Raw genomic sequence first — 22,474 nt, 5'->3', positions numbered from 1 at the left:
AGGATGCGGCCGGCGGCTAAGTCAAGAACGCGTGTGGCCGGCGGTCGCCTGAATCAGCCCGTTTGCCAGTTCGACCGTCAGCTCGTCGAAATGCGAGATCACCTTCGACGGTTCGAACTCGCGCACATGGCGGTCGGTGTAGCCGAAATCGACGGCGACGACCGGGATGCCCGCCGCCTTGGCGGTGTCGATGTCGGTGCGCGAATCGCCGACCATCAGGGCGCGGCCGGGATTGCCGCCGGCCATGGCTATCGTCTCGGTCAGATGGCGCGGGTCAGGCTTGCGGTGGTCGAACGTGTCCTGGCCGCAGATCGCGGCGAAATGCGCATCGAGCCCGAGCGAACCGATCAGGCGCCTGGAAAAATCCTCGGTCTTGTTGGTGCAGACTGCCATGATGTAGCCCGCGCCTGCGAAGCGCTCCAGTGCCGCGACGACGCCCGGGTAAGGCTGCGAGCGGCCGGGAATGTTGGCGCCGTAGTGATCGAGGAAGATGTCGAACAGCCGGTCGTGCTCCTCAACCAGCAACTCGCGCTGCTGCGCCTTGTAGGCGCGTTCGATCATTACCCTGGCGCCGTGGCCGACGAATTGCCGGAAGCCAGCCGTGTCGGTCAGCATCGCGCCGCCGGTGCCCAGCGTGTGGTTCAGGCTCTCGAGCAGGTCGGGAGCGGTGTCGACGAGCGTGCCGTCGAGGTCGAAGACGATAATCGGCTTGCTCATGGAAGTCGTTCCTGCATGCATTCTTTCGACCCGTTCGGTCGGGTGCAGATGGCGGATAGCCCGCACGGCGCGCCGACGCAAGCCGGGGTAGATCTGGTGCCGGCATGGGGCCTTTGCCAGCCGGGACAAAGATGGTACCAGCGCCGCGACCCCAATCCGGAGGCGGCAGTCACCAGATGAACGCGAGAGAACTCAAGATTCGCGCCGCACAGGCAGCACTGGACCACGTCGAGGACGGCATGCGCCTTGGTATCGGCACAGGCTCGACCGCCGACGAATTCGTCCGCCTGCTGGCCGTCAAGGTTGCGGGCGGGATGAAGATCACCGGCGTGCCCACGTCCGAGCGCACGGCAAGCCTCTGCGCCGAGCTTGGCGTTGCGCTGTCGACTCTCGACGAGACGCCGCGACTCGACCTCACCATTGACGGCGCCGACGAGATCGACCCCGCCCTGAACCTGGTGAAGGGTGGCGGCGGCGCGCTGCTGCGCGAAAAGATCGTCGCGGCGGCCTCTGCGCGCATGATCGTGATCGCCGACGAGAGCAAGCTGGTGAAGACGCTCGGCCACTTTCCATTGCCCATCGAGGTCAACCGCTTCGGCCTGCGCGCAACCGAGATCGCCATCGCACGGGCGGTCGAAAATCTCGGCCTTGCGGGGCCGATTATATTGAGGATGACGGAAGGCCAGCCATTTGTTACAGACGGCGGTCATTTGATCCTGGATGCATCTTTTGGCCGTATTCCGGATACAAGAGCGCTGTCGAACGCGCTGCATGCCGTTCCGGGTGTCGTGGAGCATGGCATGTTCCTCGGGATGGCCGAACAGGCGATAATTGCAGGCGAGGGCGGCATCAGGGTCGTCCGCCCAAATCGATAGAAACAGAGGGAGTCCTTCCGATCATGCATTTCGTATCCAGCGTTCGCCAAGCTGCCCGGGTCGTGGTGGCGACGGCCTTCGTCGCGTTTGCATCCCAGGCGTCTGCCCAGGAAATCCCCGAAAGCCACATCAAGGCGGCCAAGGCGGCAATCAGCGCGGTCCACGCCACCGATGCCTATGACAACATACTGCCGTCAGCCGCCCTTGCGCTGAAGCAGCAGCTGATCCAGCAGAACCCAGACCTGCAGGAAATGATCGTTCAGACCGTCGACAAGAAGACGATCGAAATGGCAAGCCGCCGCGCCGACCTGGAGCGTGAGGTGGCGCTCGCCTATGCGCGCATCTATTCTGAGCCGGATCTCAATGCGATCGCTGCCTTTTACCAGACCGACGCCGGCAAGAAGCTGCTGCGCGAGGGGCCGATCGTCGCCCGCGAGGTCGCCAAGGCGGCCGATATCTGGCAGCGCGGCATAGCGCGCGACCTGACCGAAGCGGTCGGCAAGGAACTCGAGGCTGAAGTGTCAGCCCAGGTCAAGTCCGAACCGGCCCCCGCACCTGCGCCTGCAGATAGTGCCGCGGAGCCGCAGGCGGAAGCGCCTGAACTCAAGGGTCTTGACGCGCCGGTCCAGTAACCGACGCCGACTTCCTTACCCGATCGACAAAGCCCGGCTCTCGCCGGGCTTTTCATTTTGGCCCCATGCCCCTAACTGTTTCGCATCAGCCAAACTGCAAGGAAGCCCAGCAATGACCCGCTACGACTACGATCTCTTCGTCATAGGCGGCGGCTCGGGCGGTGTGCGGGCCGGGCGCGTGGCCGCCGGCCTCGGCAAGCGGGTGGCGGTCGCCGAGGAGTACCGTTTCGGCGGCACCTGCGTCATCCGCGGCTGCGTCCCCAAGAAGCTTTTTGTCTACGCGTCGCAATTTCCCGAGCATTTCGCCGACGCCGCCGGCTACGGCTGGAGCGTGCCAGAGGCGAGCTTCGACTGGCCGACGCTGATCGCCGCCAAGGACCGCGAGATCGGCCGACTGTCAGGCCTCTACGAGCAGGGCGTAGAGAAGGCCGGCGGCACCGCATTCCACAGCCGGGCAACGCTGGTCGATGCCCACACCGTGCGCATCGAGGCCGAAAATCGCACCGTCACCGCCGACCAGATCCTGATCGCCACCGGCGGCCGGCCCAATCCGCATGCAGCGCTGCCCGGCCACGAACACTGCATCTTCTCCAACGAGGTGTTCGATCTTCCCGAACTTCCGAAGTCGATCGTCATCGCCGGCGGCGGCTACATCGCTGTCGAATTCGCCAACATATTCCACGGCCTCGGCGTCGAGACGACGCTTGTCTATCGCGGCAAGGAGATTCTCGGTCGTTTCGACATGGATCTCAGGCGCATGCTGCATGCCGACATGGAGAAAAAGGGCATCCGCATCCTCTGCCACACGATTTTCGAGGACATACAGAAGAATGACGACGGCAGGCTGGCCGCCATCGTTACCGGCGGCGAGGTGCTGGTGGCCGACCAGGTCATGCTGGCCATCGGGCGCATCCCCAACACCGAGGAACTCGGCCTTGAGGCTGCAGGCGTGAAGATGGGCCCGAAGGGCGACATCGTGGTCGACGGGCTGTCGCGTACGAACGTCCCGAACATCTGGGCGATCGGCGACGTCACTGACCGCGTGCAACTGACGCCGGTGGCGATCCACGAGGCGATGTGCTTCGTCGAGACTGCCTTCAAGGGCAACCCGGTCGAGCCGGACCTCGAATGCATCGCCACCGCGGTCTTCTCGCAGCCGGAGATCGGCACGGTCGGCCTGTCGGAGGACGAGGCCTCGAAGCGTTTCGGCGAGCTGGAGATCTACCGGGCGGAATTCCGGCCCATGCGCAACATCCTTGCCGGCCGCGACGAGAAGATGCTGACCAAGCTCGTCGTCGATGCCGAGACGCGCCTGGTATTGGGAGCCCACATCCTCGGGCCAGACGCTGGGGAGATGGCGCAGCTTCTCGGCATTGCGCTGAAATCCGGCCTGACCAAGGATGATTTCGACCGCACCATGGCCGTTCACCCGACTGCGGCGGAAGAACTCGTCACCATGTACAAGCCGAGCTACTTCGTGCGTGACGGCGAGCGCGTCGGGCCCGCCTGACCCGACGGCCGGCGCCGCTTCAGCGGGCCGAGCGTCCGAGCAGGCGGTCGAGGCTGATCGCGCCGCCGCCGAAGACGACCAGCGTCAACGCCATTGCCGCCCAGGGCAGGTGGAAATTCGCCCAGCCCTCCGGCACGGTGATCTGGATCACCGCTGTCATGGCCAGAATGCCGAGTGCCGCGAAGCGCGTGCCGATGCCGAGTACCAGCAGGATCGGCAGCACGATCTCGCCGATGCCGGCCAGCGTGGCCGCGGCGACCGGGTAGGGGTAGGCCACAAGGTTGCCAAAAATGTGCAGCTTGAACTCCTGCGTGAACAGGTAGCGCGCGCCGTTCGACAGCTGCAGGAAGCCGTCCCACTTGGTCAGGCCCGACTTGTAGAAGGGCACCGCGATCGCGATCCGCAGCGCCAGCAGCGGCAGCGCATGTGGAATGGCAGCCAGCATCGCCTCGATGCGTCCGATGACGCCTGGCAGGAATTTCCGTTCCGAATCAAGGGTCATGGCCATCAATTGTCACTTTCTGAAGCAGGTTGCAGACCGGAAATGATGCCGAGCGACGCCAACCCGACCAGCGCGCGGCCGAAGTCGAAATCCCTGTCCAGGCTGCCGGCCTGGGCGGCGTCGCCGAGCGTTGCGCCGGCAAACAGAGCCTCGGCAAAGGCGCGGTCGCTCGGTGGCGCAATGTGCACATTCACCTCGGCGCCCGGCCGCACGACGAGCACCGTCTCGGCGCCCGACCGGCCGATTTTTGCAACCGGCTGGTGCTGGTGCGCCTCCCAGATCGAGCCGACCGGCCATCGTGAGCGCAGCAGCGCGGCCGAGGGATGCAAGACGATGCGTGACGCGGCGAGCGCCTCGGGACCGATGGCCGCGATGGCCGCGATGTCGAGCGGCGTGCCATCTGCGGCGTGGTAAGCGCGCATCCAGGCCACTTCGAGCCTGGCGACATCGCCGAGATAGGGAACCGGCCGCGCCGGCTCGAAGCCGTCGATGAAGGTCGGAAAGTCGTCGCCGTAAAGGAAGATCAGCGGTGAGGAAGGCTTGGTCTGCCTGACAAAGAGGCGCGCCATGTCGCGAAAGAATTCCTCGCCGACGATCTGCCGGCAGACCGGAAACTTCTGTTCCAGCGCGCCGATCAGCGAGACCATCACATTGTTACGGTAGACGTCGAAGCGCGCGGCGTCCGGGCTGCCGCGCATCGTGGTCACGCCGGCGGGGGCAGCCGCGGCCGGATCGAGCAGCGACGCGACGAAATCGGATTGGCTTGTGGCTGCCTGCATGGCTCAGGCGACCTTAAGCGTCTTGCGGGCTGCGTGCCCGGCCATCACGGCCTCGGCGCGCCCTGCCTCGGCAAACAGCGTCCCGAAGTCAGGCACGTTGTTGTCCCACTCGATCAGTGTCGCCACCGGGCCCGTGCGAGACAGCGTGTGGCCATAGAGCGCGAAGACGTCGTCGAGCACCGCACTTGCATGTGCGTCGATCAGCAGCCGGTCGCCGGCGCCGTCGATCGCCTCATCATAGCCCGCGAGATGGATCTCGCCGACCAGTTCGACGGGGAAGCGGTCAATGTAGCGCACCGGGTCGAGCCGGTGGTTGACTGACGAGACCATGACATTGTTGACGTCGAGCAGCAGGCCGCAGCCGGTGCGTTCGGCGACGGCGGCCAGGAAGTCGATCTCGTCGATCGTGCTTTCCTCGAAGAGCACGTAGGTCGACGGGTTTTCGAGCAGCATGCGCTGGCCGAGCACCTGCTGGACCTCGTCGACATGGCCGACGATGCGGTCGAGCGTCGCTGGCGTATAGGGCAGCGGCAAGAGGTCGTTCAGGAAGGCGCTGTTATGCGTCGACCAGGCGAGGTGCTCGGAGAACGAGGCCGGCCGGTAGCGCTCGATCAGCGCCTTCAGCCGCGCCAGATGCGCCTTGTCGAGCGGGCCCTCGGCGCCGATCGACAGGCCGACGCCGTGTAGGGATATCGGGTAAATTGCTGAAATCGCTTCGAGATAGCGATGCGGAGGGCCGCCGTCGCCCATGTAGTTCTCGGCGTGAACCTCGAAGAAGCCGACGTCCGGCTCGCCGCTCATGATGTCGGCATAATGGGTCGGCTTGAGACCGAGGCCGGCGCGAGCGGGTAGGGCGGATTTGCGAAGCATACTGGTCTCCCGGTCTTGTCGGAAGGGTCGGGCGGGGGGCGAACCTCCCGCCCGGAAGAATTACATGGCCTCGAGCATGCCCATGTGGCCGTCGACGTCCATCGTGGTGCAGGTGCCGGCCGGAACGGCCTTCCAGGCGTTGCCCTGGTAGTCCTTGGTCGACGTGCCGGCGCAGGTCGTGCCGGGGCCGGCGGCGCAGTCATTCTGGCCGGCGAGCGAGATGCCGTAGCACTTCTCCATGCCTTCCATTTTCTCGGGCGCCAGCGGCGCTGCGACGGCAGCTGTAGCGAAAGCGGTGGCGAGCGAGCCGGCGAGGGCGAGGGCGAGCGTTTGACGGTTCATCGTGTCTTCTCCTGTGAGTGTCACTGCGGCGAGTGCCGTTCGTCGGCCTCGCAAGGGGCATTTCGGCACCGTCCGGGAGATTGTTACGCCGCGCTTCAAACACGCTTTCGTGACCGGCAATTCATTAGGCTTGGACAATTTCTGGCCCGGCAAGTAACAAAACGGCGGGATCAGCGAAGCATGAGGAGCAATCGCTTGTGAGCGGCAATCAGGAGGCCGAGCTTGCCCGGCTGATGCGGGCCGCCATTGCAGGCGATGAACGTGCCTATGAGCAGTTCCTGCAGCGGACCGCTGCACTGTTGCGCGGATTCTGCCGCAGCAGGATCGTTCATGGCGGTATCGACGCAGAGGACATCGTGCAGGAAACGCTGCTTGCAGTTCACGTAAAGCGCCATACATGGCGGCAGGAGAGCCCGATCTCGCCGTGGCTCTATGGCATTGCGCGCTACAAGCTCGTCGACGCTTTCCGCAAGCGCGGGCGCGTGATCGAGGTGGAGATCGGCGAGATTGCCGAGACGCTCGCCATCGATGAACCGGAAACGGCGAGCGAGCACGAAATCGAGCGGGTGCTGGAAACGCTTCCCACAGGCCAGAAGGCCGTGGTGTCGTCGATTTCGGTAGATGGCCGCTCGATTGGAGAAACAGCCGAAAAGCTCGGCATGAAGGAAACGGCGGTGCGCGTTGCCTTGCACCGTGGCCTGACGGCAATCGCCAGGCGGTTTGGACAACAGTAGATGAAGACCGACGATCTCATCAGGGCGCTCAACGCCGACACGGCACCTCGCGGTCCGTCACTGCAGGCCACCTGGACCGGTGCCGCCCTGGCGGCGAGCGCGCTTGCCGCCCTGGTCTTTGCCGTGCTGCTCGGGCCGCGGCCCGACATTGCCGAGGCCGCCGAGACGGTGCGCTTCCTGTTCAAGTTCGTCGTCACTCTGGCGCTCGCCGGCGCTGCGCTCCTCCTCATCGTCAGGCTCGCGCGGCCAGGTGCCAGCCTTGCCCTGCCGATCAGCCTTCTCCTCGTCGCGCCGGCGCTGCTTGCAGGCGCCGTCGGCCTCGAATTCATCGCCCTGCCGTCCGACGTCTGGCGCGCCAACTGGATCGGCAACAACAGCACGGTCTGCCTCACATTCATCCCGCTGATCGGCCTCCTGCCGCTGGCCGTCTTTGTCACGGCGCTGCGCTACTCCGCGCCCACGCGACCGGGGCTTGCCGGCGCCGTCGCCGGCCTGCTTGCCGGTGGCGTTTCGGCCACCTTCTACGCCGCCCAGTGCAACGACGATTCCCCGTTTTTCGTCGCCACCTGGTACCCGCTCGCCATCGCCATGCTGGTGATTGCCGGCTTCGTAGCCGGCCGACTCTTCGCGCGCTGGTAGGTGCGCTGCTCCGCGCCGGGGCATTCCGGGCTGGAATCAACTGCCCGCTTCGTGTATTGAGCCGCCTTCCCGTCAGGGACACACAAGCCGCGGCGCATTGCAGCGGCACCAATATGCTGGATCAAGACAATGACGAAATGGTCGCCGGACTCGTGGAGAAGCAAGCCCATCAGCCAGGTGCCGGCCTATCCGGACCAGGCCGCACTCGCTGCCACCGAAAAGCAGCTCGCGACCTTTCCGCCGCTGGTCTTTGCGGGTGAGGCGCGCAAGCTGAAGAAGCAGCTTGCGACTGTCGCTGCCGGGGACGCATTTCTTCTTCAGGGCGGCGACTGCGCCGAGAGCTTTGCCGAGCATGGCGCGGACAACATCCGCGACTTCTTCCGCGTCTTCCTGCAGATGTCGGTGGTGCTGACCTTCGCCGGCTCGCAGCCGGTGGTGAAGGTCGGCCGCATTGCCGGCCAGTTCGCCAAGCCGCGTTCCTCCGACAACGAGACGAAGGACGGCGTGACGTTGCCGTCATACCGTGGCGACATCATCAACGGCATCGAGTTCGACGAGAAGTCGCGCATCCCGGATCCGGCGCGCCAGGAGATGGCCTACCGCCAGTCCGCCGCGACGCTCAACCTCTTGCGCGCCTTCGCCCAGGGCGGATATGCCAGCCTCGAGAACGTGCACCGCTGGATGCTCGGCTTCGTCTCCGACAGTCCGCAGGGCGAGCGTTACGAGGTGCTGGCCAACCGTATCACCGAGACCATGGACTTCATGGCGGCGGTCGGCATCACGTCAGAGAGCAACTACGCGCTGCGCGAGACCGATTTCTACACCAGCCACGAGGCGCTGCTGCTCGGTTACGAGCAGGCGCTGACCCGCGTCGATTCGACGTCGGGCGACTGGTACGCGACGTCGGGCCACATGATCTGGGTCGGCGACCGTACCCGCCAGCCCGACCACGCGCATATCGAGTACTGCCGCGGCATCAAGAACCCGCTTGGCCTGAAGTGCGGCCCGTCGCTGACGCCTGACGGCCTGCTCGAACTGATCGACCTGCTGAACCCCGAGAACGAGCCCGGCCGTCTCACCCTGATCGCGCGCTTCGGCTCCGACAAGGTCGGCGACCACCTGCCGAAGCTGGTGCGCGCTGTGCAGAAGGAAGGCCGCAGCGTCGTCTGGTCGTGCGACCCGATGCATGGCAACACCATCACGGCGGCCGGCTACAAGACGCGGCCCTTCGACCGCATTCTCAAGGAGGTACAGTCCTTCTTCGAGGTGCACCGCGCAGAGGACACGCATCCAGGCGGCATCCATGTCGAGATGACCGGCAAGAACGTCACCGAGTGCACGGGCGGCGCGCGCGCCATTCGTGACGAGGAACTGCAGGACCGCTACCACACGCATTGCGATCCGCGCCTCAATGCCGATCAGGCGATCGAACTTGCTTTCCTGGTGTCGGAGCTTCTGAAGAAGAGCCACATGAGCGAGCGCAAGGTCGCCAACGGCTGAGCCATCTCTGCCGGCCGCCTGGCGCGGCCGGTCAGTCCTTCTTGTAGAGCAGCCAGTTCTTTCCTGCCTGTTCGGGCTGCGCGCTGTAATGCGTGACCCGGTTGCGACCGGCTACCTTCGAGCGATAGAGCGCCCGGTCGGCCTTGGAATAGAGGTCTTCGGGGCCGTCGGCCTCGGAAGCCATGCAAATGCCCATCGACAGGGTAACCTTGCAGTAGACCGTCGGGCTCTGGCCGCCGCCGAACTCCGTCTCCTCGATTGCGACGCGGATACGCTCGGCAATCGCCATGGTGGCGTCGGCGCTGGCACCCTCGACGATAAGCGCAAATTCCTCGCCGCCGGTGCGCGCAACGAAAACTTCGCGCGTGCTGGTGCGCAGGATCTCGGCGATCTGCTGCAGGATTTTGTCGCCGGCCGGGTGGCCGTAGCGGTCGTTGATTTCCTTGAAGCGGTCGATGTCGGCAAGGATCAGCGCGTTGAACAGGATGCCGCGGTTGCTGTTGTAGATGCGCGCGATTTCCTTGTCGAAGGCACGCCGGTTCCAGATCAGCGTCAGCGGGTCGGTGTCGGCGAGCTTCTTGTACTCCTCGAGCTTGGACTTGACGCTTTCGAGCTCGGTCGTCTTGTCGCCAAGCGTCGTCACCACCTGCTTGCCGTGGTCGATGGTCGAGACCGTGGCGACCGACATCACGTCGACGATCTTCTGCAGCAGTTCCTTGCTGATCACGTTGCGGCTGTTCAGCCCTTCGGCAGTCTGGTCAAGAATGCGGCCGTACTTCTCCAGGTGTCCGCGCTCGTGGCGCAGGATGGATGCAATCTCCTCGAGTTCGCGCGCGATCGTCTCTCGGGCATGCTCGACGACGCCGGTGCCGTGCCTGTCGGGAAAGAACTTTCGGCCAATGCGGTCGAGCTGATCCTGTGTCGGGCGGTTGCTGAGGCTGACAACCTCAAGGCTGAGCTCATGGTTGGAGCCCGAAAGCGCCTCGTAGTAAATCTCGTAATTGCGGGGGAGGCCGACGATTCCGAGCTGGCGCATGGTGGCGACTACGCTCGTGGCAAAGTCCGTTCTGTCTTCAGACGGTGCGGTCGAAGCCTGCATTGACATTCCCACCTTGCCACTAACCCGCGCCTCACCCAGCCAGCTTGTTGTGCTGTCCGGTGGGGCTGGGGCCTGAGGAGTACCAAATCGACAATGCGCTCAACCGTGAAGAGCGCGCCCCCTGATGCACTCCCCACATGGTGACCATAGACGCCGCCGCGCTAAAACTTTCTTAAATTCCAAAGCGTTTCGGCCGTATCGGCCTTCGGCCTCGCAAATTCTGCCGTGGCGTCATGATAGCCGCCATTTGGCCGATGCAGGGAAAGCGATTCCGGGTTATTCGACACAACGGTCCGACAAGGGAGCAGGCGATGGGTGAGGTTCACGGCGGGGGATGTCTGTGCGGCGCGGTCCGTTTCGCGGCGAAGGGGCCGCTGCGCGGCGTCGTCTACTGCCATTGTTCCCAGTGCCGCCGCCAGTCCGGACACTACTATGCGGCGACCAACGTGGCAGACGCCGATCTAACAGTGGAGGGGGCGGAGAACCTCACCTGGTTTGCAGCTTCGGAATTCGCCAGGCGGGGCTTTTGCGCCACCTGCGGTTCGGCTCTGTTCTGGAAGCACAACGAGGTCGCCGAAACCTCGGTGATGGCCGGCGCATTCGACCGGCCGAGCGGGCTAAAGTCCGAGAGCCATATCTTCGTCGCCGACAAGGGCGACTACTACACCATCGACGACGGCCTGCCACAGTTCGAGCGTTCGACGCCCGCCATCAAGGTGGCCGGCGACTAGCCACCCGCGGCATCTTGCCGACCTGGCGTCGGCGGGTGTGACCGGTTTGCGGTCTTGACCGCCAATGCGACGAAAAACCGTTTCCCTCGGGTCGGCAGGATGCTGTAAAGGCTCGGCCTTCCGACGATCTGGGGAAAAGCATGGAACGCCTGATCAAGGCCTGGCAGAACTCGGTCCGTGCCTTCGGCAGGCTGATGCGCACGGAAACGGCGTTCCAGCAGGAGCTGATCCTGCTGATGGCCGCCATCCCTCTCGCCTGGTTCCTGTCCGACACGTGGCGCGGCTATGCGCTGCTCGTCGGTTCGATCCTGGTTCTGATCATGGTCGAGGTGCTCAACACCGGCATCGAGGCGTCGTGCGACGCGGTGTCGAAGGAATTCGACATCGACATTCAGCTCGCCAAGGACTGCGGCTCGCTGGCGGTGCTCATCTCGGTCATTCTCGCAGCGGCTGTCTGGCTGTTGGCTCTCGTCGAGACGATTTGGGGGGTACAACTCTAGGCCGCCGCGTCCTACATGTCGGTTACCAAAGGATACTGCAGATGACCGACAGCACGATTCTAGAACTCGAGCGCCGCAACGCCCTGCCGGACGATCTGCGCTTTCTCGCCGAAAAATACCCGCGCAACGACTGGCAGGCGCATTCCAACATCCACGGCATGGCCAACATGTGGCTGCAGCGCCACGACATGTTTCGCGAGCTCGGCGGCATCCTCACCGCGGCGATCGCCGACTACCGCGAGGAGCGCACCACCGCGCCCCAATTTGCGCAGTTCTTCGCGCCCCGACTCAACTTCTTCCTTGGCAATCTCGACGGCCACCACAATGTCGAGGACCATCACTATTTCCCGGTCTTCGCCCGCGCCGAGCCGCGGCTGAAGCGCGGTTTCGACATTCTCGACCTCGATCATCACACCATCCACGAAGGCCTCGGGGCCAACGCCGAGACGGCCAACGCCTTCCTGAAGGCGCTGCAGGGCGACAATGACGCACAGCGCCGCGCCGCCGACCTCTATGCCGACGCCAATACGCGGCTCGTCGCCATGCTCGACCGCCACCTCGCCGACGAGGAGGACCTCATCGTCCCGCTGATCCTCGAAAAGGGAGATCGCGCACTCGGCGTGGAGTAAGAGGTCAGGCTGCGCGCCGTCGTCGGCTGAGATAACGTGCCGCCAGTCCCGCGGCGAGAGCGACGGCAAGCCCGGCAGCCAGACCGATCAGCAGCCGCTCGTGCTTCAGCAGCGCATGGCCGATGATCTGCTCGGCGCCGATCCCGAATACGTAGCCGACGCCGCAGAACAGCGCCGTCCAGATCGCCGAAGAAATGGCGTTCAGCGTCATGAAGAGCGGCAGCCTGATGCCCGACAGGCCGGCCGCGACGCCGCCGACCAGCCGGAAGCCATAGATATAGCGATTGATCAGCACGTAGAAGACGGGATGCTCCTGCACCAGCCGGTAGGCGCGGTCGAAGCCCGGCTTCTCGCGCATGCGCCCGACGAAGGCATGGTCGGCGAACCGGCGGCCCGACAGGAAGAACAGCGTGTCGCCGCCAAAGGCGCCGGCAAACACGGCGAGAAAGGCCTGCCACGGCACGAAGACCTGCTGGTGCGCGAAGAAGCCCGCGACGATGGCCGCGCTCTCGCCCTCGGCCAGGCAGCCGACGAAGGCAGCGATCAGCCCGTATTTTTCGATCAGAAGGTGGATGCTGTCGGTCATTCTGCCGGCTTCTCGCCCCTGATGTGCTGGTCGAGACGCGCCAGCTGTTCGGTTATGCGGGCAAGTTCGTCGCGCATGCCGATGATCTGGCTGTGGCGCATCTCGTCGAGCTTCTCGTGCAGCGCCATGATCTCGATCTCGGCCTTGAGGTTGACCTCGTAGTCATGCGCGGCGTCGAGCCTGTCGCGCTGGCTCTGGCGGTTCTGCGACATCATGATGACCGGCGCCTGGATCGCCGCGATCATCGAGAGAACCAGGTTGAGGAAGATGAAGGGATAAGGGTCGAAGGCGTCGCGTCCAAGCAGCCAGACGTTCATCGCCACCCAGACCATCAGGAAGCCGAGGAAACCCAGGATAAACGTCCAGGATCCACCCACCTTGGCGATCTTGTCGGCAATCCGCTCGCCCGTCGACTGGTCCGTCTGCTGGACGGCGTTGAGGTCTTTCGACAGCGGCCGCCGTTCGACGGCGCTTTGCAAGACCCTGGCCTCGGCCTCGGTGAGATTGTCGGGGTTGCGCTTGAACCAGCGCCTGGCAAGATCGGCTACGGTAATGGGCATGTCCGGCCTCTGACTGATATCGGCGAGAATTCCGATCCGGTATATGAGGGAAGCCGCGCAGAAAGCGCAAATCCCGGAGCGAGAGCCATGCAGTCATTCGCGAAGATCCGCGCCCGCGCCGCCGACCGCAAGGGCGGCGAGGCAAACCTCGCTGCGCTGCTCGGTCCTGCGCCCGACAATGCCGCACTCGCCGGCCTATCCGACGACCGCGTCCTCTCGACCATGGCCGAGCGGGTGTTTTCCGCTGGCTTCGTGTGGCGGGTGATTGGGCAGAAATGGCCGGGCTTCGAGGAGGCCTTCCTCGGTTTCGAGCCGAAGCGGCTGTTGTTCCAGCCGGACGACTTCTGGCACGATCTGGCGTCGGACAAGCGCATCGTGCGCAACCCCCAGAAAATCAGGTCGGTGCGCGACAATGCCGCCTTTGTCGAGGCGGTGTCCCGCGACCACGGCAGCTTCGGCAAGTTCCTCGCGCAGTGGCCGGCCGACGACCAGATCGGCCTGATGGCCTATCTCGGCAAGCATGGCAGCCGGCTCGGCGGCAATACCGGACAGTATCTGCTGCGCTGGCTCGGCTGGGACACCTTCATTCTCTCGCCCGACATGGTTCTCGCGCTGCGAGACGCCGGCCTCGAAATCGCTGGGACGCCGACGTCGAAGCGCGACCTGGCGCGGATACAGATGCAGCTCAACCAGTGGCACGACAACACCGGCCTGCCTTACGCCCACCTGTCACGGATTCTCGCCATGTCTATCGGCGAGAACCGCTCGCCCGAGACGTTGCGCGAACACGTCGGCGAATAGTGGCACAAGCGAACGCCATTGCCGGTTGAATTGTTGCGGGCTAAACCGCTCCCATGAACAGCAAGACCCCTCCCGACGTGCTCCGCATCGCCATCGCCCAGCTCAACCCGGTGGTCGGCGACGTTGCCGGCAATCTCGCGAAGGCGCGCGAGGCGAGGGCGGATGCCGCCCGCCACGGCGCTGACCTCGTTCTGTTCACCGAGCTTTTCATCGCCGGCTATCCGCCGGAAGACCTCGTGCTGAAGCCGGCCTTCCTGGCCGCCTGCGAGCGCGCCGTCGAGGAATTCGCCGCCGATACGGCCGACAGCGGCCCGGGCGTCATCATCGGCACGCCGCTGAAGCGCGACAGCGGCACGCACAATTCGATCGTGTTTGCCGACGGCGGCAAGATCATCGCCGAGCGCCACAAGGTCGACCTGCCCAATTACGGCGAGTTCGACGAGAAGCGCGTCTTCCAGGCAGGCCCCGAGATCGCCGGCCCGGTCAATTTCCGGGGCGTACGGCTTGGAATCCCGATCTGCGAGGACATCTGGGGCGATGCCGGTGTGTGCGAGACGCTGGCCGAGACCGGCGCCGAGCTGCTCCTGGTGCCGAACGGCTCACCCTATTATCGCGGCAAGGTGGACGTGCGCCAGCAGGTGGTCATCCGCCAGGTGCTCGAGAGTGGCCTGCCGATGATCTACGCCAACCAGCTTGGCGGCCAGGACGAGCTCGTCTTCGACGGCGCCTCCTTCGCCATCGGGGCTGACAGTTCGCTGGCCTTCCAGATGAGCCAGTTTGAGGAGACCGTCGCCGTCACCACCTGGAAGCGCACGGGCGAGGGCTGGGCCTGCAGCGACGGGCCGATGTCGAATATCCCCGAGAAGGAGGAGGCCGACTACCGCGCCTGCATGCTTGGCCTGCGCGACTACGTCAACAAGAACGGGTTCAAGAACGTCGTGCTCGGCCTGTCGGGTGGCATCGATTCGGCGATCTGCGCAGCGCTCGCCGTCGACGCGCTCGGCGAGGAGCGGCTGCGTGCCATCATGATGCCCTATCGCTACACGTCGAAGGATTCGCTGAAGGACGCAGAAGACTGCGCCCGCGCGCTCGGCTGCCGCTATGACATCGTGCCGATCTTCGAACCGGTCGACGGCTTTTCGCATGCCCTGACGCAGCTCTTCGAGGGCACGGAAGAAGGCATTACCGAGGAAAACCTGCAGAGCCGGACGCGCGGCACGATCCTGATGGCCGTCTCCAACAAGTTCGGCTCGATGGTCGTGACGACCGGCAACAAGTCCGAGATGTCGGTCGGCTACGCGACGCTCTACGGCGACATGAATGGTGGCTTCAATCCGATCAAGGACCTCTACAAGATGCAGGTCTATGCGCTGTCGGCCTGGCGTAACACCACCGTGCCGCCCGGTGCGCTCGGACCGTCGGGCATCGTCATCCCACAGAACATCATCGACAAGGCACCATCGGCCGAGCTCCGGCCCGACCAGACCGACCAGGATTCGCTGCCGCCCTATCCAGTGCTCGACGACATCCTCGAATGCCTGGTCGAGAACGAAATGGGGGTCGACGAGATCGTTGCGCGCGGCCACCCGCGCGAGACGGTCCACCGCATCGAGCACCTGCTCTACATCGCCGAATACAAGCGCCGGCAGGCGGCGCCCGGCGTGAAGATCACGAAGAAGAATTTCGGTCGCGACCGCCGCTATCCGATCACCAACAAGTTCCGGGACCGGGGCTAGCTCCAGGCGACAATGGAAATCTCTCATGACCTTGCCCGGCTCGACTTCCGGGCGACCTCCGATCTGCTGATTGCCACCTATTGGGGCGGCCAGCGGACCGAGGAGATCAATCGCCGCGCCTTCGCCAATTCGCTCTGCGCCATCGCGCTGATCGACAATCGCCAGGTCGGTTTCGCCCGCGCCTCGGGCGACCGCGCGGTCTTCGCCAGGATTTCCGACGTCATCGTCTGGCCGGAGCATCGCGGCAGGGGTATCGCCAGGGCGCTTGTCGAATCCCTGCTGGAGCATCCGGCGCTGAGAACCGTCTCGACCTTCACGCTCAATACATCGGACGCGCACGGCCTCTACACGCCCTTCGGCTTCCGGCCGGCGACAGACGGCAACGAGATGCGCCTCGACAGGCCCGTGAGCCCATGACCAGCTTCTTCGTCTTCCTGCGGGACAACGCGCGCTGGCTGGTCGGCGGCCTGCTCTTCACCTTCTTCTCGTCGATCGGCCAGACCTTCTTCATTGCGCTGTCGGCCGGCGACATCCGGCAGGAATACGGGCTCACCCATGGCGGCTTCGGCACGCTCTACATGGTCGCCACGCTGGGCAGCGCGCTGACCTTGCCCTATATCGGTCAGATCGTTGACCGCTACAGCGTCCGCAAGGTAGCCCTCATCATCATCCCGATGCTGGCGGCCGCCGCCGTGTCGATGGCCTTATCGGTCCATATCGCGCAACTCGTCGTCACCATCTATCTGCTCAGGCTGTTCGGGCAGGGCATGATGACCCACACCGCCTTCACCGCCATGGGGCGCTGGTTCTCGGCACAGCGCGGCCGCGCCATTTCGGTGGTGACGCTCGGCCACAATGGCGGAGAGGCGGTCTTCCCGTTGCTCTTCGTGGCGGCAACTGCCTGGGTCGGCTGGCGCTACACCTGGCTGCTGGCCGCGGCGCTTCTCCTGGTGGTTGCCCTTCCGGCCATCACGGTCCTGATTGCAGCCGAGCGCACGCCGCGCTCCACCGATCCAGCCCCGCGTGCCGCCGCCGTGCCCGACTGGACGCGCGCCGAGGTGGTGCGTGACCCGGTTTTCTACATCCTGCTGCTGGGCGTCATGGCGCCCGGCTTCATCGGCACGACGATCTTCTTCCACCAGGTCTATCTGGTCGAGCTGCGCGGCTGGTCGCTCGAGCTCTTCGCCTCGTCCTTCACCGTCATGGCGCTGATGACCATCACCTTCGCGCTGGTCTCGGGCGCGCTCATCGACCGGTTTTCCGGCGTCGCGCTGCTCCCGGGCTTCCTTGTGCCCCTGGCCTGTGCCTGCCTGGTGCTAGGTACCTTCGACGGGCAATGGAGCGCCTTCGTCTTCATGGCGTTGCTCGGACTTTCCTACGGCTTCTCGACGACGCTTTTCGGCTCGCTCTGGCCGGAGATTTACGGCACGCGCCACCTCGGCTCGATCCGCGCGCTGACGGTTGCCGTCATGGTCTTCGCAACCGCCATGGGACCCGGGCTGACCGGTTATCTCATCGACCGGGGCGTTAGCTATCCGCTGCAGATCCTCTGCATGGGCGGATACTGCATTATTGTTTCTCTTGTAATGCTTTATGTGGCAAAACAAATACGCCGCCGATCTGCCTTGTTTACACCCGAAGCATCGTCTACGGCCCAAGCATGACTGTCACCGTTCGCTTCGCACCTTCGCCGACTGGCCACATTCACATTGGCAACGCGCGCACCGCGCTGTTCAACTGGCTTTTCGCCATGCAGAACGGCGGGAGATTCATCCAGCGCTTCGACGATACGGACCTGGAGCGTTCGAAGCAGGAATATGCCGATGCCATCCTCTACGACCTGCACTGGCTGGGCATTTTCCAGGACGGCACCGAATACCAGTCGCGCCGCATCGATGCCTATGAGGTTGCGGCCGACCGCCTGCGCGATGCGGGCGTGCTCTACGCCTGCTACGAAACACCTGAAGAGCTTGATCTGCGCCGCAAGGTCCGGCGCAGCCGCGGCCTGCCGCCGGTCTATGGCCGCGAGGCGTTGTCCCTCAGCCCTGAGCAGATTGCCGAACACGAGGCCGACGGCCGCAAGCCGCACTGGCGCTTCCTGCTGCCGAACTTCGCCGACAATCCCTTCGAGACGCAGCGCACCGAGGTAACCTGGACCGATATCGTGCGCGGCGAGGAAACGGTCGACCTTGCGTCGCTGTCGGACCCGGTGCTGGTGCGCGAGGACGGTTCCTTCCTCTACACGCTGCCGTCGGTCGCCGACGACATCGAGATGGGCATCACCCACGTCATCCGCGGCGACGACCACATCACCAATACCGGCGTGCAGATCGCCCTGTTCAAGGCTCTCGGCGCCGAGCCGCCGATGTTTGGCCACCACAACCTGCTGACGACGGCATCGGGCGAGGGGCTGTCCAAGCGCTCCGGCGCTTTGTCGATCGCGGGCCTGCGTGAATCCGGCATCGAACCGATGGCGCTTGCCTCGCTCGCGGTGCTCGTCGGCACGTCCGATAACGTCGAGGCCGTTGCCTCTATGGTCGAACTTGCCAAGCGCTTCGACATCACCTCGACGTCGAAGTCGGCTTCAAAGTTCGATCCTGACGACCTCATCGCCCTCAACCGTTCGCTGCTGCTCCACATGTCCTTCGATACCGCGCGGGACAGGCTCGTTGCCTTCGGCATCACAGGCGATCGGGCCGAGCCCTTCTGGAACGCCGTTCGCGGCAACATCGAAAAGCTCTCCGACGCCGCCACCTGGTGGCGGATCGTGCACCAGGGCCCGGCCAACCCGCCGGAGTTTTCCGACAAGGACGCCGAGTTCGTCCGGACGGCGCTCGACCTGCTGCCGCCCGAACCATGGGATGCCGGCACTTGGAAGCTCTGGACGAGCGAGGTCAAGGAAAAGACTGGGCGGCGCGGCGGCATGCTGTTCAAGCCGCTGCGGCTTGCGCTTACTGGACTTGAGTCTGGCCCGGAGCTTGCAGATCTATTGCCTCTCCTGGATCGGGAAGGAACGATGGCGCGACGACCCTGACCTTGCGGTCCTCGTCGTTCACCTCCCGCTCCGGTGCGACCGGGTGCTCCGCCGCCTTGTCCGCTCCCTGTCTGCCGCCGAAGGTGATGATCGACGAGGGCGCTGGCATTTCGGGTGCGGTTTCCGGCGTTTCGGTCGCATTCGCGCCCGGGGCTGGCCTCGCGGCGATGACCTCGAATTCCTTCTGCCGGCTGCAGGCGCAATTGGCCGGGCTCGGCACGCCCGCCTGCTTGTAGAGATAGGCGGTCGGCAACTCGCTATAGGGTGCGCCTGAGCCCGGCGAGACCATGTCGCCGGATTCCTCGTCCCTCGCATCGTGATAATAGAGCTGCACCTCGGTGCCCGGACAGCTCGCCTCGCAACGCTTCTGGTCGCGGTCGAAGTCCATCGGCGAGGAGGCGTTTGACATCGGGAAGAAATAGCCGTCGCAGGTGCGTACGCACAGCGTGCGGTAGTTTCCCGGCGGCGCCGTGAAGCGGATGTGGCCGTTCTCGTTGATCCATTGCCCGTCGCGCGGCTTCAGCACGCCGAGCTTTTCGCCTTCGCCCTCTTTGAGTGGCCGGCGCACGACATCGTCGGCCGCATTGTCACGCTGGCGGATCGGCCCGCCGAAAATCTGGTCGAGGATGTTCCTGTTGCGGTCGATTCCGCCTGGCAGGCGACGCGCCTCGGTCGTGCCGTCGCGGCAGCCATTGGCGTCGAGCGCGGCGATGATCTTGGCTCGCGACTTGCCGCCGGAGGAACCGCGCGCCATCTGCGTACGCTTGCGCTGCAGCGCGTCCAGATTGCGCTCCATCTTCTCGATCTTGCCGTTGAGGGCCGCGCATTTCTTGTCGCCGCGGCCGAACAGCGAGAAGCCGCAGCCCTCCTGCCGTGCCCGCTTGCGCGCCAGCTGCAACTGCTCGCGCTGCTTGCCGATCGAGCCATCCTGCCTGCGCAACTGTGCCGACGAGGCGGTCGGCTTGTACGTGGCGGCAAGTTCGGCTTCGAGCTGGCGGCAGACGCGCGAGGCGGCAGCGGTGGGCAGGGCGGATCCGGCCAGCGCCGCGCATAGCGCAGCGATTGCTGCGATCCCCCTCAGGCCGAATGGTCCGGCGGCCATCTCGATCCAATCCCGAGCCGAAAACTGATGACTATGCCTAACTGGGGCGGGTTAACCTTCCGTTGACTTTCTCGGCGCTGTCGCCGCTAGGCGGTCGAGCAACGGCAGCTCCGGAGCCCGGTGCGCGCTCTCGGCTACGGCGATCGCCGTCATGTTGACGACGCCGCGCGAAGTCACCGACGGCGTCAGGATATGCGCCGGTTTTGCGGTGCCGAGCAGGATCGGCCCGACATGCAGCGCGTCCATCATCTGCTTGACCGTGGTCAGGGTGATGTTGGCGGCGTCGAGGTTCGGGAAGACCAGCAGGTTGGCCTCGCCCTTCAGCGTCGAATGCGGGAAGACGCGCTGACGCAGCGGCTCCGACAGCGCGCTGTCGGCATGCATCTCTCCGTCGCATTGCAGGTCTGGAGCGGCCTTCTTCAGGATGTCGGCTGCAGCGCGCATCTTCAGAGCGCTCGGCGAATCGCGCGAGCCGAAATCCGAGAAGGACAGGAGGGCCGCCTTCGGTTCGATGCCGAAGCGGCGGATCTCCTCGGCCGCCAGGACTGTCATCTCGGCAATTTCCTCGGCCGTCGGATCGACGGTGACGTGGGTGTCGGTCAGGAAGATCACGCCGCGCTGGGTGATCAGCATCGACAGCGTCGACAGGTCATGGTCGCGGCGGATATCGGAGCGCGGCCCGATGATCAGCGCGACGTTGCGCAAATGCCGTGCGAAACGGCCTTCCAGCCCGCAGATCATTGCGTCTGCGTCGCCGCGCTTCAGCGCAAGCGCTGCAATCACCGTCGGGTTGGTGCGCACCATCAGGCGCGCCGCTTCCTGGGTGACGCCGCGCCGCCCGGCAAGCTCGATCAACAGGTCCACATAGGTGCGGTAGCGCGGATCGTCATCCGGATTGATCAGCTCGAAATCCGTGCCCGGCCGGATGCGCAGCCCGTAGCGCTTGAGGCGCACCTCCACCACATGCGGGCGCCCGATCAGGATGGGCTTTGCGATGCCTTCCTCCAGCACCACCTGGGCGGCGCGCAGCACGCGCTCGTCCTCGCCGTCGGCATAGACGACGCGCTTGGCCTGGGCCGCCTTTGCCGTCGAGAACACCGGCTTCATCACCAGGCCCGAGCGGAACACGAAGCGCGACAACCGTTCCACATAGGCCGGCATGTCGTCGATCTTGCGCGCCGCGACGCCGGTATCGCAGGCAGCCTTGGCGACGGCCGGCGCGATGCGCAGGATCAGCCTCGGGTCGAAGGGCGAGGGGATCAGGAAGTCCGGCCCGAAGGTCGGCGTCTCCTCGGAATAGGCCTTGGCCGCGACGTCCGACGGCTCCTCGCGCGCCAGCGAGGCGATGGCGCGCACCGCGGCCATCTTCATCTCCTCGTTGATGGCGCGCGCACCGCAGTCGAGCGCGCCACGGAAGATGTAGGGGAAACACAGCACGTTGTTGACCTGGTTCGGAAAGTCCGAGCGCCCGGTGCAGATCATGGCGTCGGGCCGTGCCGCACGCGCCAGTTCCGGCATGATCTCCGGTGTCGGGTTGGCGAGCGCCAGGATCAACGGCTTTTCGGCCATGCCCTTCAAGAGGTCGGGGCTGAGCACACCGGCGGCCGACAGGCCCAGGAACACATCGGCCCCGTCAATGACGTCGACCAGCACGCGCGCCTCGGTGTCCTTGACGTAGGGGTCCTTCCAGCGGTCCATTTCCTCGACGCGGCCCTTGTAGGCGACGCCGTAGCGGTCGGTAACCCAGATATTCCCGACCTTCGCGCCAAGCGAGACGAGCAGGTTGAGGCAGGCAAGCGCGGCCGCACCCGCGCCCGACGTCACGATCTTGACCTTCGAGATGTCCTTGCCGGCGAGTTCCAGCGCGTTCAGCACCGCCGCCGCCACGATGATCGCCGTGCCGTGCTGGTCGTCGTGGAAGACCGGGATGCCCATGATCTTCTTCAACTGTTCCTCGACCTCGAAGCACTCCGGCGCCTTGATGTCCTCGAGGTTGATGCCGCCGAAGGTCGGTTCCAGCGCCGAGATGGTGCTCACCATGCGGTCGATGCCGGGCGCGTCGATCTCGATGTCGAAGACGTCGATCCCGGCGAACTTCTTGAACAGTACCGCCTTGCCTTCCATCACCGGTTTGGAGGCGAGCGGCCCGATGTTGCCGAGGCCGAGCACGGCCGAGCCGTTCGACACCACGCCGACGAGATTGGCGCGCGCCGTGTAGTCGGCGGCGAGGGCAGGGTCGTCCTTGATGGCGAGGCAGGGTGCGGCCACGCCGGGCGAATAGGCCAGCGCCAGGTCGCGCTGGTTGCCCAGAGCCTTGGTAGCCTGGATTTCCAGCTTTCCGGGGGTCGGATACTTGTGGAAGAACAGCGCGGCTTCCTCGAGATCGGAACGGGCGTTCTTTTCCTTGTCGGTTTCCATGCGCCTTGCGGTCTCCTCCGGGCTTCTTCCTGTCACGCTTCTAGCACGCATGGGCGAGTTTTCGATGTTGCCAGGCCGAATTTTGGATGCCTTGGCCTCGTCGCGAAAACGCCAGCGGATTCAGCTTCTTGCTGCCGCAGGCTGACAAATCGAGTCAGCCTGCCGCCGCCGCGGTGAA

General features: G+C 64.9%; 24 protein-coding genes. 14 read left to right on the top strand and 10 right to left on the bottom strand.

The window, feature by feature from the left end; genetic code table 11:
- Positions 1 to 21: 21 nt before the first annotated feature.
- A complete protein-coding gene (locus ACT2BZ_RS20235; RefSeq protein WP_457937233.1) occupies positions 22 to 717 on the bottom strand; it encodes an HAD family hydrolase in 696 nt (231 codons plus the stop codon).
- A 176-nt stretch (positions 718 to 893) separates the two neighbouring features.
- On the opposite strand from ACT2BZ_RS20235, the gene rpiA reads away from it, so the two are divergent.
- The 3 genes from rpiA to gor all read left to right on the top strand — a co-directional run bounded on the left by rpiA (position 894) and on the right by gor (position 3,734).
- Positions 894 to 1,592 (top strand): ribose-5-phosphate isomerase RpiA, encoded by a 699-nt coding sequence (gene rpiA / locus ACT2BZ_RS20230; RefSeq protein ID WP_457937231.1) that lies wholly within the window; start codon positions 894 to 896, stop codon positions 1,590 to 1,592.
- A 23-nt stretch (positions 1,593 to 1,615) separates the two neighbouring features.
- A complete protein-coding gene (locus ACT2BZ_RS20225) occupies positions 1,616 to 2,224 on the top strand; it encodes a DUF2059 domain-containing protein (protein ID WP_457937229.1) in 609 nt (202 codons plus the stop codon).
- A 112-nt stretch (positions 2,225 to 2,336) separates the two neighbouring features.
- Positions 2,337 to 3,734: a glutathione-disulfide reductase gene (gor, locus tag ACT2BZ_RS20220; RefSeq protein WP_457937227.1), complete on the top strand. Its 1,398-nt coding sequence runs from the start codon at positions 2,337 to 2,339 to the stop codon at positions 3,732 to 3,734.
- A gap of 19 nt (positions 3,735 to 3,753) precedes the next feature.
- Here the strand turns inward: gor and ACT2BZ_RS20215 are convergent, their stop codons facing one another.
- Genes ACT2BZ_RS20215 through ACT2BZ_RS20200 form a run of 4 tightly spaced genes read right to left on the bottom strand, consistent with a single transcriptional unit; the run spans position 3,754 to position 6,227 of the window.
- Positions 3,754 to 4,242, bottom strand: coding sequence for a DoxX family protein (locus tag ACT2BZ_RS20215; protein ID WP_457937225.1), 489 nt, complete (start codon positions 4,240 to 4,242; stop codon positions 3,754 to 3,756).
- The gene (locus ACT2BZ_RS20210) at positions 4,242 to 5,015 is read right to left on the bottom strand and encodes an HvfC/BufC N-terminal domain-containing protein (protein WP_457937223.1); all 774 of its coding nucleotides are present in this window, start codon (positions 5,013 to 5,015) and stop codon (positions 4,242 to 4,244) included. The genes ACT2BZ_RS20215 and ACT2BZ_RS20210 overlap by 1 nt, the downstream gene beginning before the upstream one ends.
- 3 nt (positions 5,016 to 5,018) lie before the next feature.
- A complete protein-coding gene (gene bufB / locus ACT2BZ_RS20205; protein WP_457937221.1) occupies positions 5,019 to 5,885 on the bottom strand; it encodes an MNIO family bufferin maturase in 867 nt (288 codons plus the stop codon).
- A gap of 60 nt (positions 5,886 to 5,945) precedes the next feature.
- Entirely contained in the window at positions 5,946 to 6,227 is a 282-nt protein-coding gene (locus tag ACT2BZ_RS20200; RefSeq protein WP_457937219.1) for a BufA1 family periplasmic bufferin-type metallophore, read from the bottom strand.
- A gap of 197 nt (positions 6,228 to 6,424) precedes the next feature.
- Between ACT2BZ_RS20200 and ACT2BZ_RS20195 the strand changes: the two genes are divergently transcribed.
- From ACT2BZ_RS20195 to ACT2BZ_RS20185, 3 genes are all read left to right on the top strand, one after another.
- Complete coding sequence (locus tag ACT2BZ_RS20195; RefSeq protein ID WP_457937217.1) at positions 6,425 to 6,961, top strand: sigma-70 family RNA polymerase sigma factor; 537 nt, start codon at positions 6,425 to 6,427, stop codon at positions 6,959 to 6,961.
- The gene (locus ACT2BZ_RS20190) at positions 6,962 to 7,600 is read left to right on the top strand and encodes an NrsF family protein (RefSeq protein WP_457937215.1); all 639 of its coding nucleotides are present in this window, start codon (positions 6,962 to 6,964) and stop codon (positions 7,598 to 7,600) included.
- Between the two features lie 129 nt (positions 7,601 to 7,729).
- Positions 7,730 to 9,100 carry a class II 3-deoxy-7-phosphoheptulonate synthase gene (locus ACT2BZ_RS20185; RefSeq protein ID WP_457937213.1) on the top strand — a complete coding sequence of 457 codons (1,371 nt, stop codon included), beginning with the start codon at positions 7,730 to 7,732 and terminating at the stop codon, positions 9,098 to 9,100.
- A 31-nt stretch (positions 9,101 to 9,131) separates the two neighbouring features.
- On the opposite strand, the gene ACT2BZ_RS20180 is transcribed toward ACT2BZ_RS20185, so the two are convergent.
- Positions 9,132 to 10,199 carry a GGDEF domain-containing protein gene (locus ACT2BZ_RS20180; RefSeq protein ID WP_457937211.1) on the bottom strand — a complete coding sequence of 356 codons (1,068 nt, stop codon included), beginning with the start codon at positions 10,197 to 10,199 and terminating at the stop codon, positions 9,132 to 9,134.
- A 311-nt stretch (positions 10,200 to 10,510) separates the two neighbouring features.
- Between ACT2BZ_RS20180 and ACT2BZ_RS20175 the strand changes: the two genes are divergently transcribed.
- From ACT2BZ_RS20175 to ACT2BZ_RS20165, 3 genes are all read left to right on the top strand, one after another.
- Entirely contained in the window at positions 10,511 to 10,930 is a 420-nt protein-coding gene (locus ACT2BZ_RS20175) for a GFA family protein (RefSeq protein WP_457937209.1), read from the top strand.
- A 140-nt stretch (positions 10,931 to 11,070) separates the two neighbouring features.
- Positions 11,071 to 11,430 carry a diacylglycerol kinase gene (locus ACT2BZ_RS20170; RefSeq protein ID WP_457937207.1) on the top strand — a complete coding sequence of 120 codons (360 nt, stop codon included), beginning with the start codon at positions 11,071 to 11,073 and terminating at the stop codon, positions 11,428 to 11,430.
- A 41-nt stretch (positions 11,431 to 11,471) separates the two neighbouring features.
- Positions 11,472 to 12,059, top strand: coding sequence for a hemerythrin domain-containing protein (locus tag ACT2BZ_RS20165; RefSeq protein WP_457937205.1), 588 nt, complete (start codon positions 11,472 to 11,474; stop codon positions 12,057 to 12,059).
- A 4-nt stretch (positions 12,060 to 12,063) separates the two neighbouring features.
- Here ACT2BZ_RS20165 and ACT2BZ_RS20160 read toward each other — a convergent pair whose 3' ends face one another.
- The gene (locus ACT2BZ_RS20160) at positions 12,064 to 12,645 is read right to left on the bottom strand and encodes a DedA family protein (RefSeq protein ID WP_457937203.1); all 582 of its coding nucleotides are present in this window, start codon (positions 12,643 to 12,645) and stop codon (positions 12,064 to 12,066) included.
- Positions 12,642 to 13,205 (bottom strand): DUF1003 domain-containing protein, encoded by a 564-nt coding sequence (locus tag ACT2BZ_RS20155; RefSeq protein WP_457937202.1) that lies wholly within the window; start codon positions 13,203 to 13,205, stop codon positions 12,642 to 12,644. The genes ACT2BZ_RS20160 and ACT2BZ_RS20155 overlap by 4 nt, the downstream gene beginning before the upstream one ends.
- A gap of 87 nt (positions 13,206 to 13,292) precedes the next feature.
- On the opposite strand from ACT2BZ_RS20155, the gene ACT2BZ_RS20150 reads away from it, so the two are divergent.
- Genes ACT2BZ_RS20150 through gltX form a run of 5 tightly spaced genes read left to right on the top strand, consistent with a single transcriptional unit; the run spans position 13,293 to position 18,776 of the window.
- Positions 13,293 to 14,006, top strand: a complete 714-nt coding sequence (locus ACT2BZ_RS20150; RefSeq protein WP_457937200.1) for a DNA-3-methyladenine glycosylase I — start codon at positions 13,293 to 13,295, stop codon at positions 14,004 to 14,006.
- A 53-nt stretch (positions 14,007 to 14,059) separates the two neighbouring features.
- On the top strand, positions 14,060 to 15,742 hold the full coding sequence (locus ACT2BZ_RS20145; RefSeq protein ID WP_457937198.1) for an NAD+ synthase: 1,683 nt from the start codon (positions 14,060 to 14,062) through the stop codon (positions 15,740 to 15,742).
- A gap of 12 nt (positions 15,743 to 15,754) precedes the next feature.
- A complete protein-coding gene (locus ACT2BZ_RS20140) occupies positions 15,755 to 16,159 on the top strand; it encodes a GNAT family N-acetyltransferase (RefSeq protein WP_457937196.1) in 405 nt (134 codons plus the stop codon).
- Positions 16,156 to 17,406, top strand: coding sequence for an MFS transporter (locus ACT2BZ_RS20135; RefSeq protein ID WP_457937194.1), 1,251 nt, complete (start codon positions 16,156 to 16,158; stop codon positions 17,404 to 17,406). The genes ACT2BZ_RS20140 and ACT2BZ_RS20135 overlap by 4 nt, the downstream gene beginning before the upstream one ends.
- On the top strand, positions 17,403 to 18,776 hold the full coding sequence (gene gltX / locus ACT2BZ_RS20130) for a glutamate--tRNA ligase (protein ID WP_457937193.1): 1,374 nt from the start codon (positions 17,403 to 17,405) through the stop codon (positions 18,774 to 18,776). The genes ACT2BZ_RS20135 and gltX overlap by 4 nt, the downstream gene beginning before the upstream one ends.
- Here gltX and ACT2BZ_RS20125 read toward each other — a convergent pair.
- Positions 18,694 to 19,878, bottom strand: coding sequence for a DUF2865 domain-containing protein (locus ACT2BZ_RS20125; RefSeq protein ID WP_457937191.1), 1,185 nt, complete (start codon positions 19,876 to 19,878; stop codon positions 18,694 to 18,696). The genes gltX and ACT2BZ_RS20125 overlap by 83 nt on opposite strands.
- Before the next feature lie 51 nt (positions 19,879 to 19,929).
- The gene (locus tag ACT2BZ_RS20120; RefSeq protein ID WP_457937189.1) at positions 19,930 to 22,296 is read right to left on the bottom strand and encodes an NADP-dependent malic enzyme; all 2,367 of its coding nucleotides are present in this window, start codon (positions 22,294 to 22,296) and stop codon (positions 19,930 to 19,932) included.
- Positions 22,297 to 22,474: the final 178 nt, after the last annotated feature.

The organism is Mesorhizobium sp. 10J20-29, from assembly GCF_054130485.1.
The sequence above is the reverse complement of the archived record's forward strand: the minus strand, read 5'-3'. Positions and strand labels throughout refer to the sequence as shown.

Coding starts and splice junctions, on each gene's coding strand:
- ACT2BZ_RS20235 (WP_457937233.1), bottom strand. CDS start 717: ATGAGCAAGCCGATTATCGTCTTCGACCTCGACGGCACGCTCGTCGAC.
- rpiA (WP_457937231.1), top strand. CDS start 894: ATGAACGCGAGAGAACTCAAGATTCGCGCCGCACAGGCAGCACTGGAC.
- ACT2BZ_RS20225 (WP_457937229.1), top strand. CDS start 1,616: ATGCATTTCGTATCCAGCGTTCGCCAAGCTGCCCGGGTCGTGGTGGCG.
- gor (WP_457937227.1), top strand. CDS start 2,337: ATGACCCGCTACGACTACGATCTCTTCGTCATAGGCGGCGGCTCGGGC.
- ACT2BZ_RS20215 (WP_457937225.1), bottom strand. CDS start 4,242: ATGGCCATGACCCTTGATTCGGAACGGAAATTCCTGCCAGGCGTCATC.
- ACT2BZ_RS20210 (WP_457937223.1), bottom strand. CDS start 5,015: ATGCAGGCAGCCACAAGCCAATCCGATTTCGTCGCGTCGCTGCTCGAT.
- bufB (WP_457937221.1), bottom strand. CDS start 5,885: ATGCTTCGCAAATCCGCCCTACCCGCTCGCGCCGGCCTCGGTCTCAAG.
- ACT2BZ_RS20200 (WP_457937219.1), bottom strand. CDS start 6,227: ATGAACCGTCAAACGCTCGCCCTCGCCCTCGCCGGCTCGCTCGCCACC.
- ACT2BZ_RS20190 (WP_457937215.1), top strand. CDS start 6,962: ATGAAGACCGACGATCTCATCAGGGCGCTCAACGCCGACACGGCACCT.
- ACT2BZ_RS20185 (WP_457937213.1), top strand. CDS start 7,730: ATGACGAAATGGTCGCCGGACTCGTGGAGAAGCAAGCCCATCAGCCAG.
- ACT2BZ_RS20180 (WP_457937211.1), bottom strand. CDS start 10,199: ATGCAGGCTTCGACCGCACCGTCTGAAGACAGAACGGACTTTGCCACG.
- ACT2BZ_RS20175 (WP_457937209.1), top strand. CDS start 10,511: ATGGGTGAGGTTCACGGCGGGGGATGTCTGTGCGGCGCGGTCCGTTTC.
- ACT2BZ_RS20170 (WP_457937207.1), top strand. CDS start 11,071: ATGGAACGCCTGATCAAGGCCTGGCAGAACTCGGTCCGTGCCTTCGGC.
- ACT2BZ_RS20165 (WP_457937205.1), top strand. CDS start 11,472: ATGACCGACAGCACGATTCTAGAACTCGAGCGCCGCAACGCCCTGCCG.
- ACT2BZ_RS20160 (WP_457937203.1), bottom strand. CDS start 12,645: ATGACCGACAGCATCCACCTTCTGATCGAAAAATACGGGCTGATCGCT.
- ACT2BZ_RS20155 (WP_457937202.1), bottom strand. CDS start 13,205: ATGCCCATTACCGTAGCCGATCTTGCCAGGCGCTGGTTCAAGCGCAAC.
- ACT2BZ_RS20150 (WP_457937200.1), top strand. CDS start 13,293: ATGCAGTCATTCGCGAAGATCCGCGCCCGCGCCGCCGACCGCAAGGGC.
- ACT2BZ_RS20145 (WP_457937198.1), top strand. CDS start 14,060: ATGAACAGCAAGACCCCTCCCGACGTGCTCCGCATCGCCATCGCCCAG.
- ACT2BZ_RS20140 (WP_457937196.1), top strand. CDS start 15,755: ATGGAAATCTCTCATGACCTTGCCCGGCTCGACTTCCGGGCGACCTCC.
- ACT2BZ_RS20135 (WP_457937194.1), top strand. CDS start 16,156: ATGACCAGCTTCTTCGTCTTCCTGCGGGACAACGCGCGCTGGCTGGTC.
- gltX (WP_457937193.1), top strand. CDS start 17,403: ATGACTGTCACCGTTCGCTTCGCACCTTCGCCGACTGGCCACATTCAC.
- ACT2BZ_RS20125 (WP_457937191.1), bottom strand. CDS start 19,878: ATGGCCGCCGGACCATTCGGCCTGAGGGGGATCGCAGCAATCGCTGCG.
- ACT2BZ_RS20120 (WP_457937189.1), bottom strand. CDS start 22,296: ATGGAAACCGACAAGGAAAAGAACGCCCGTTCCGATCTCGAGGAAGCC.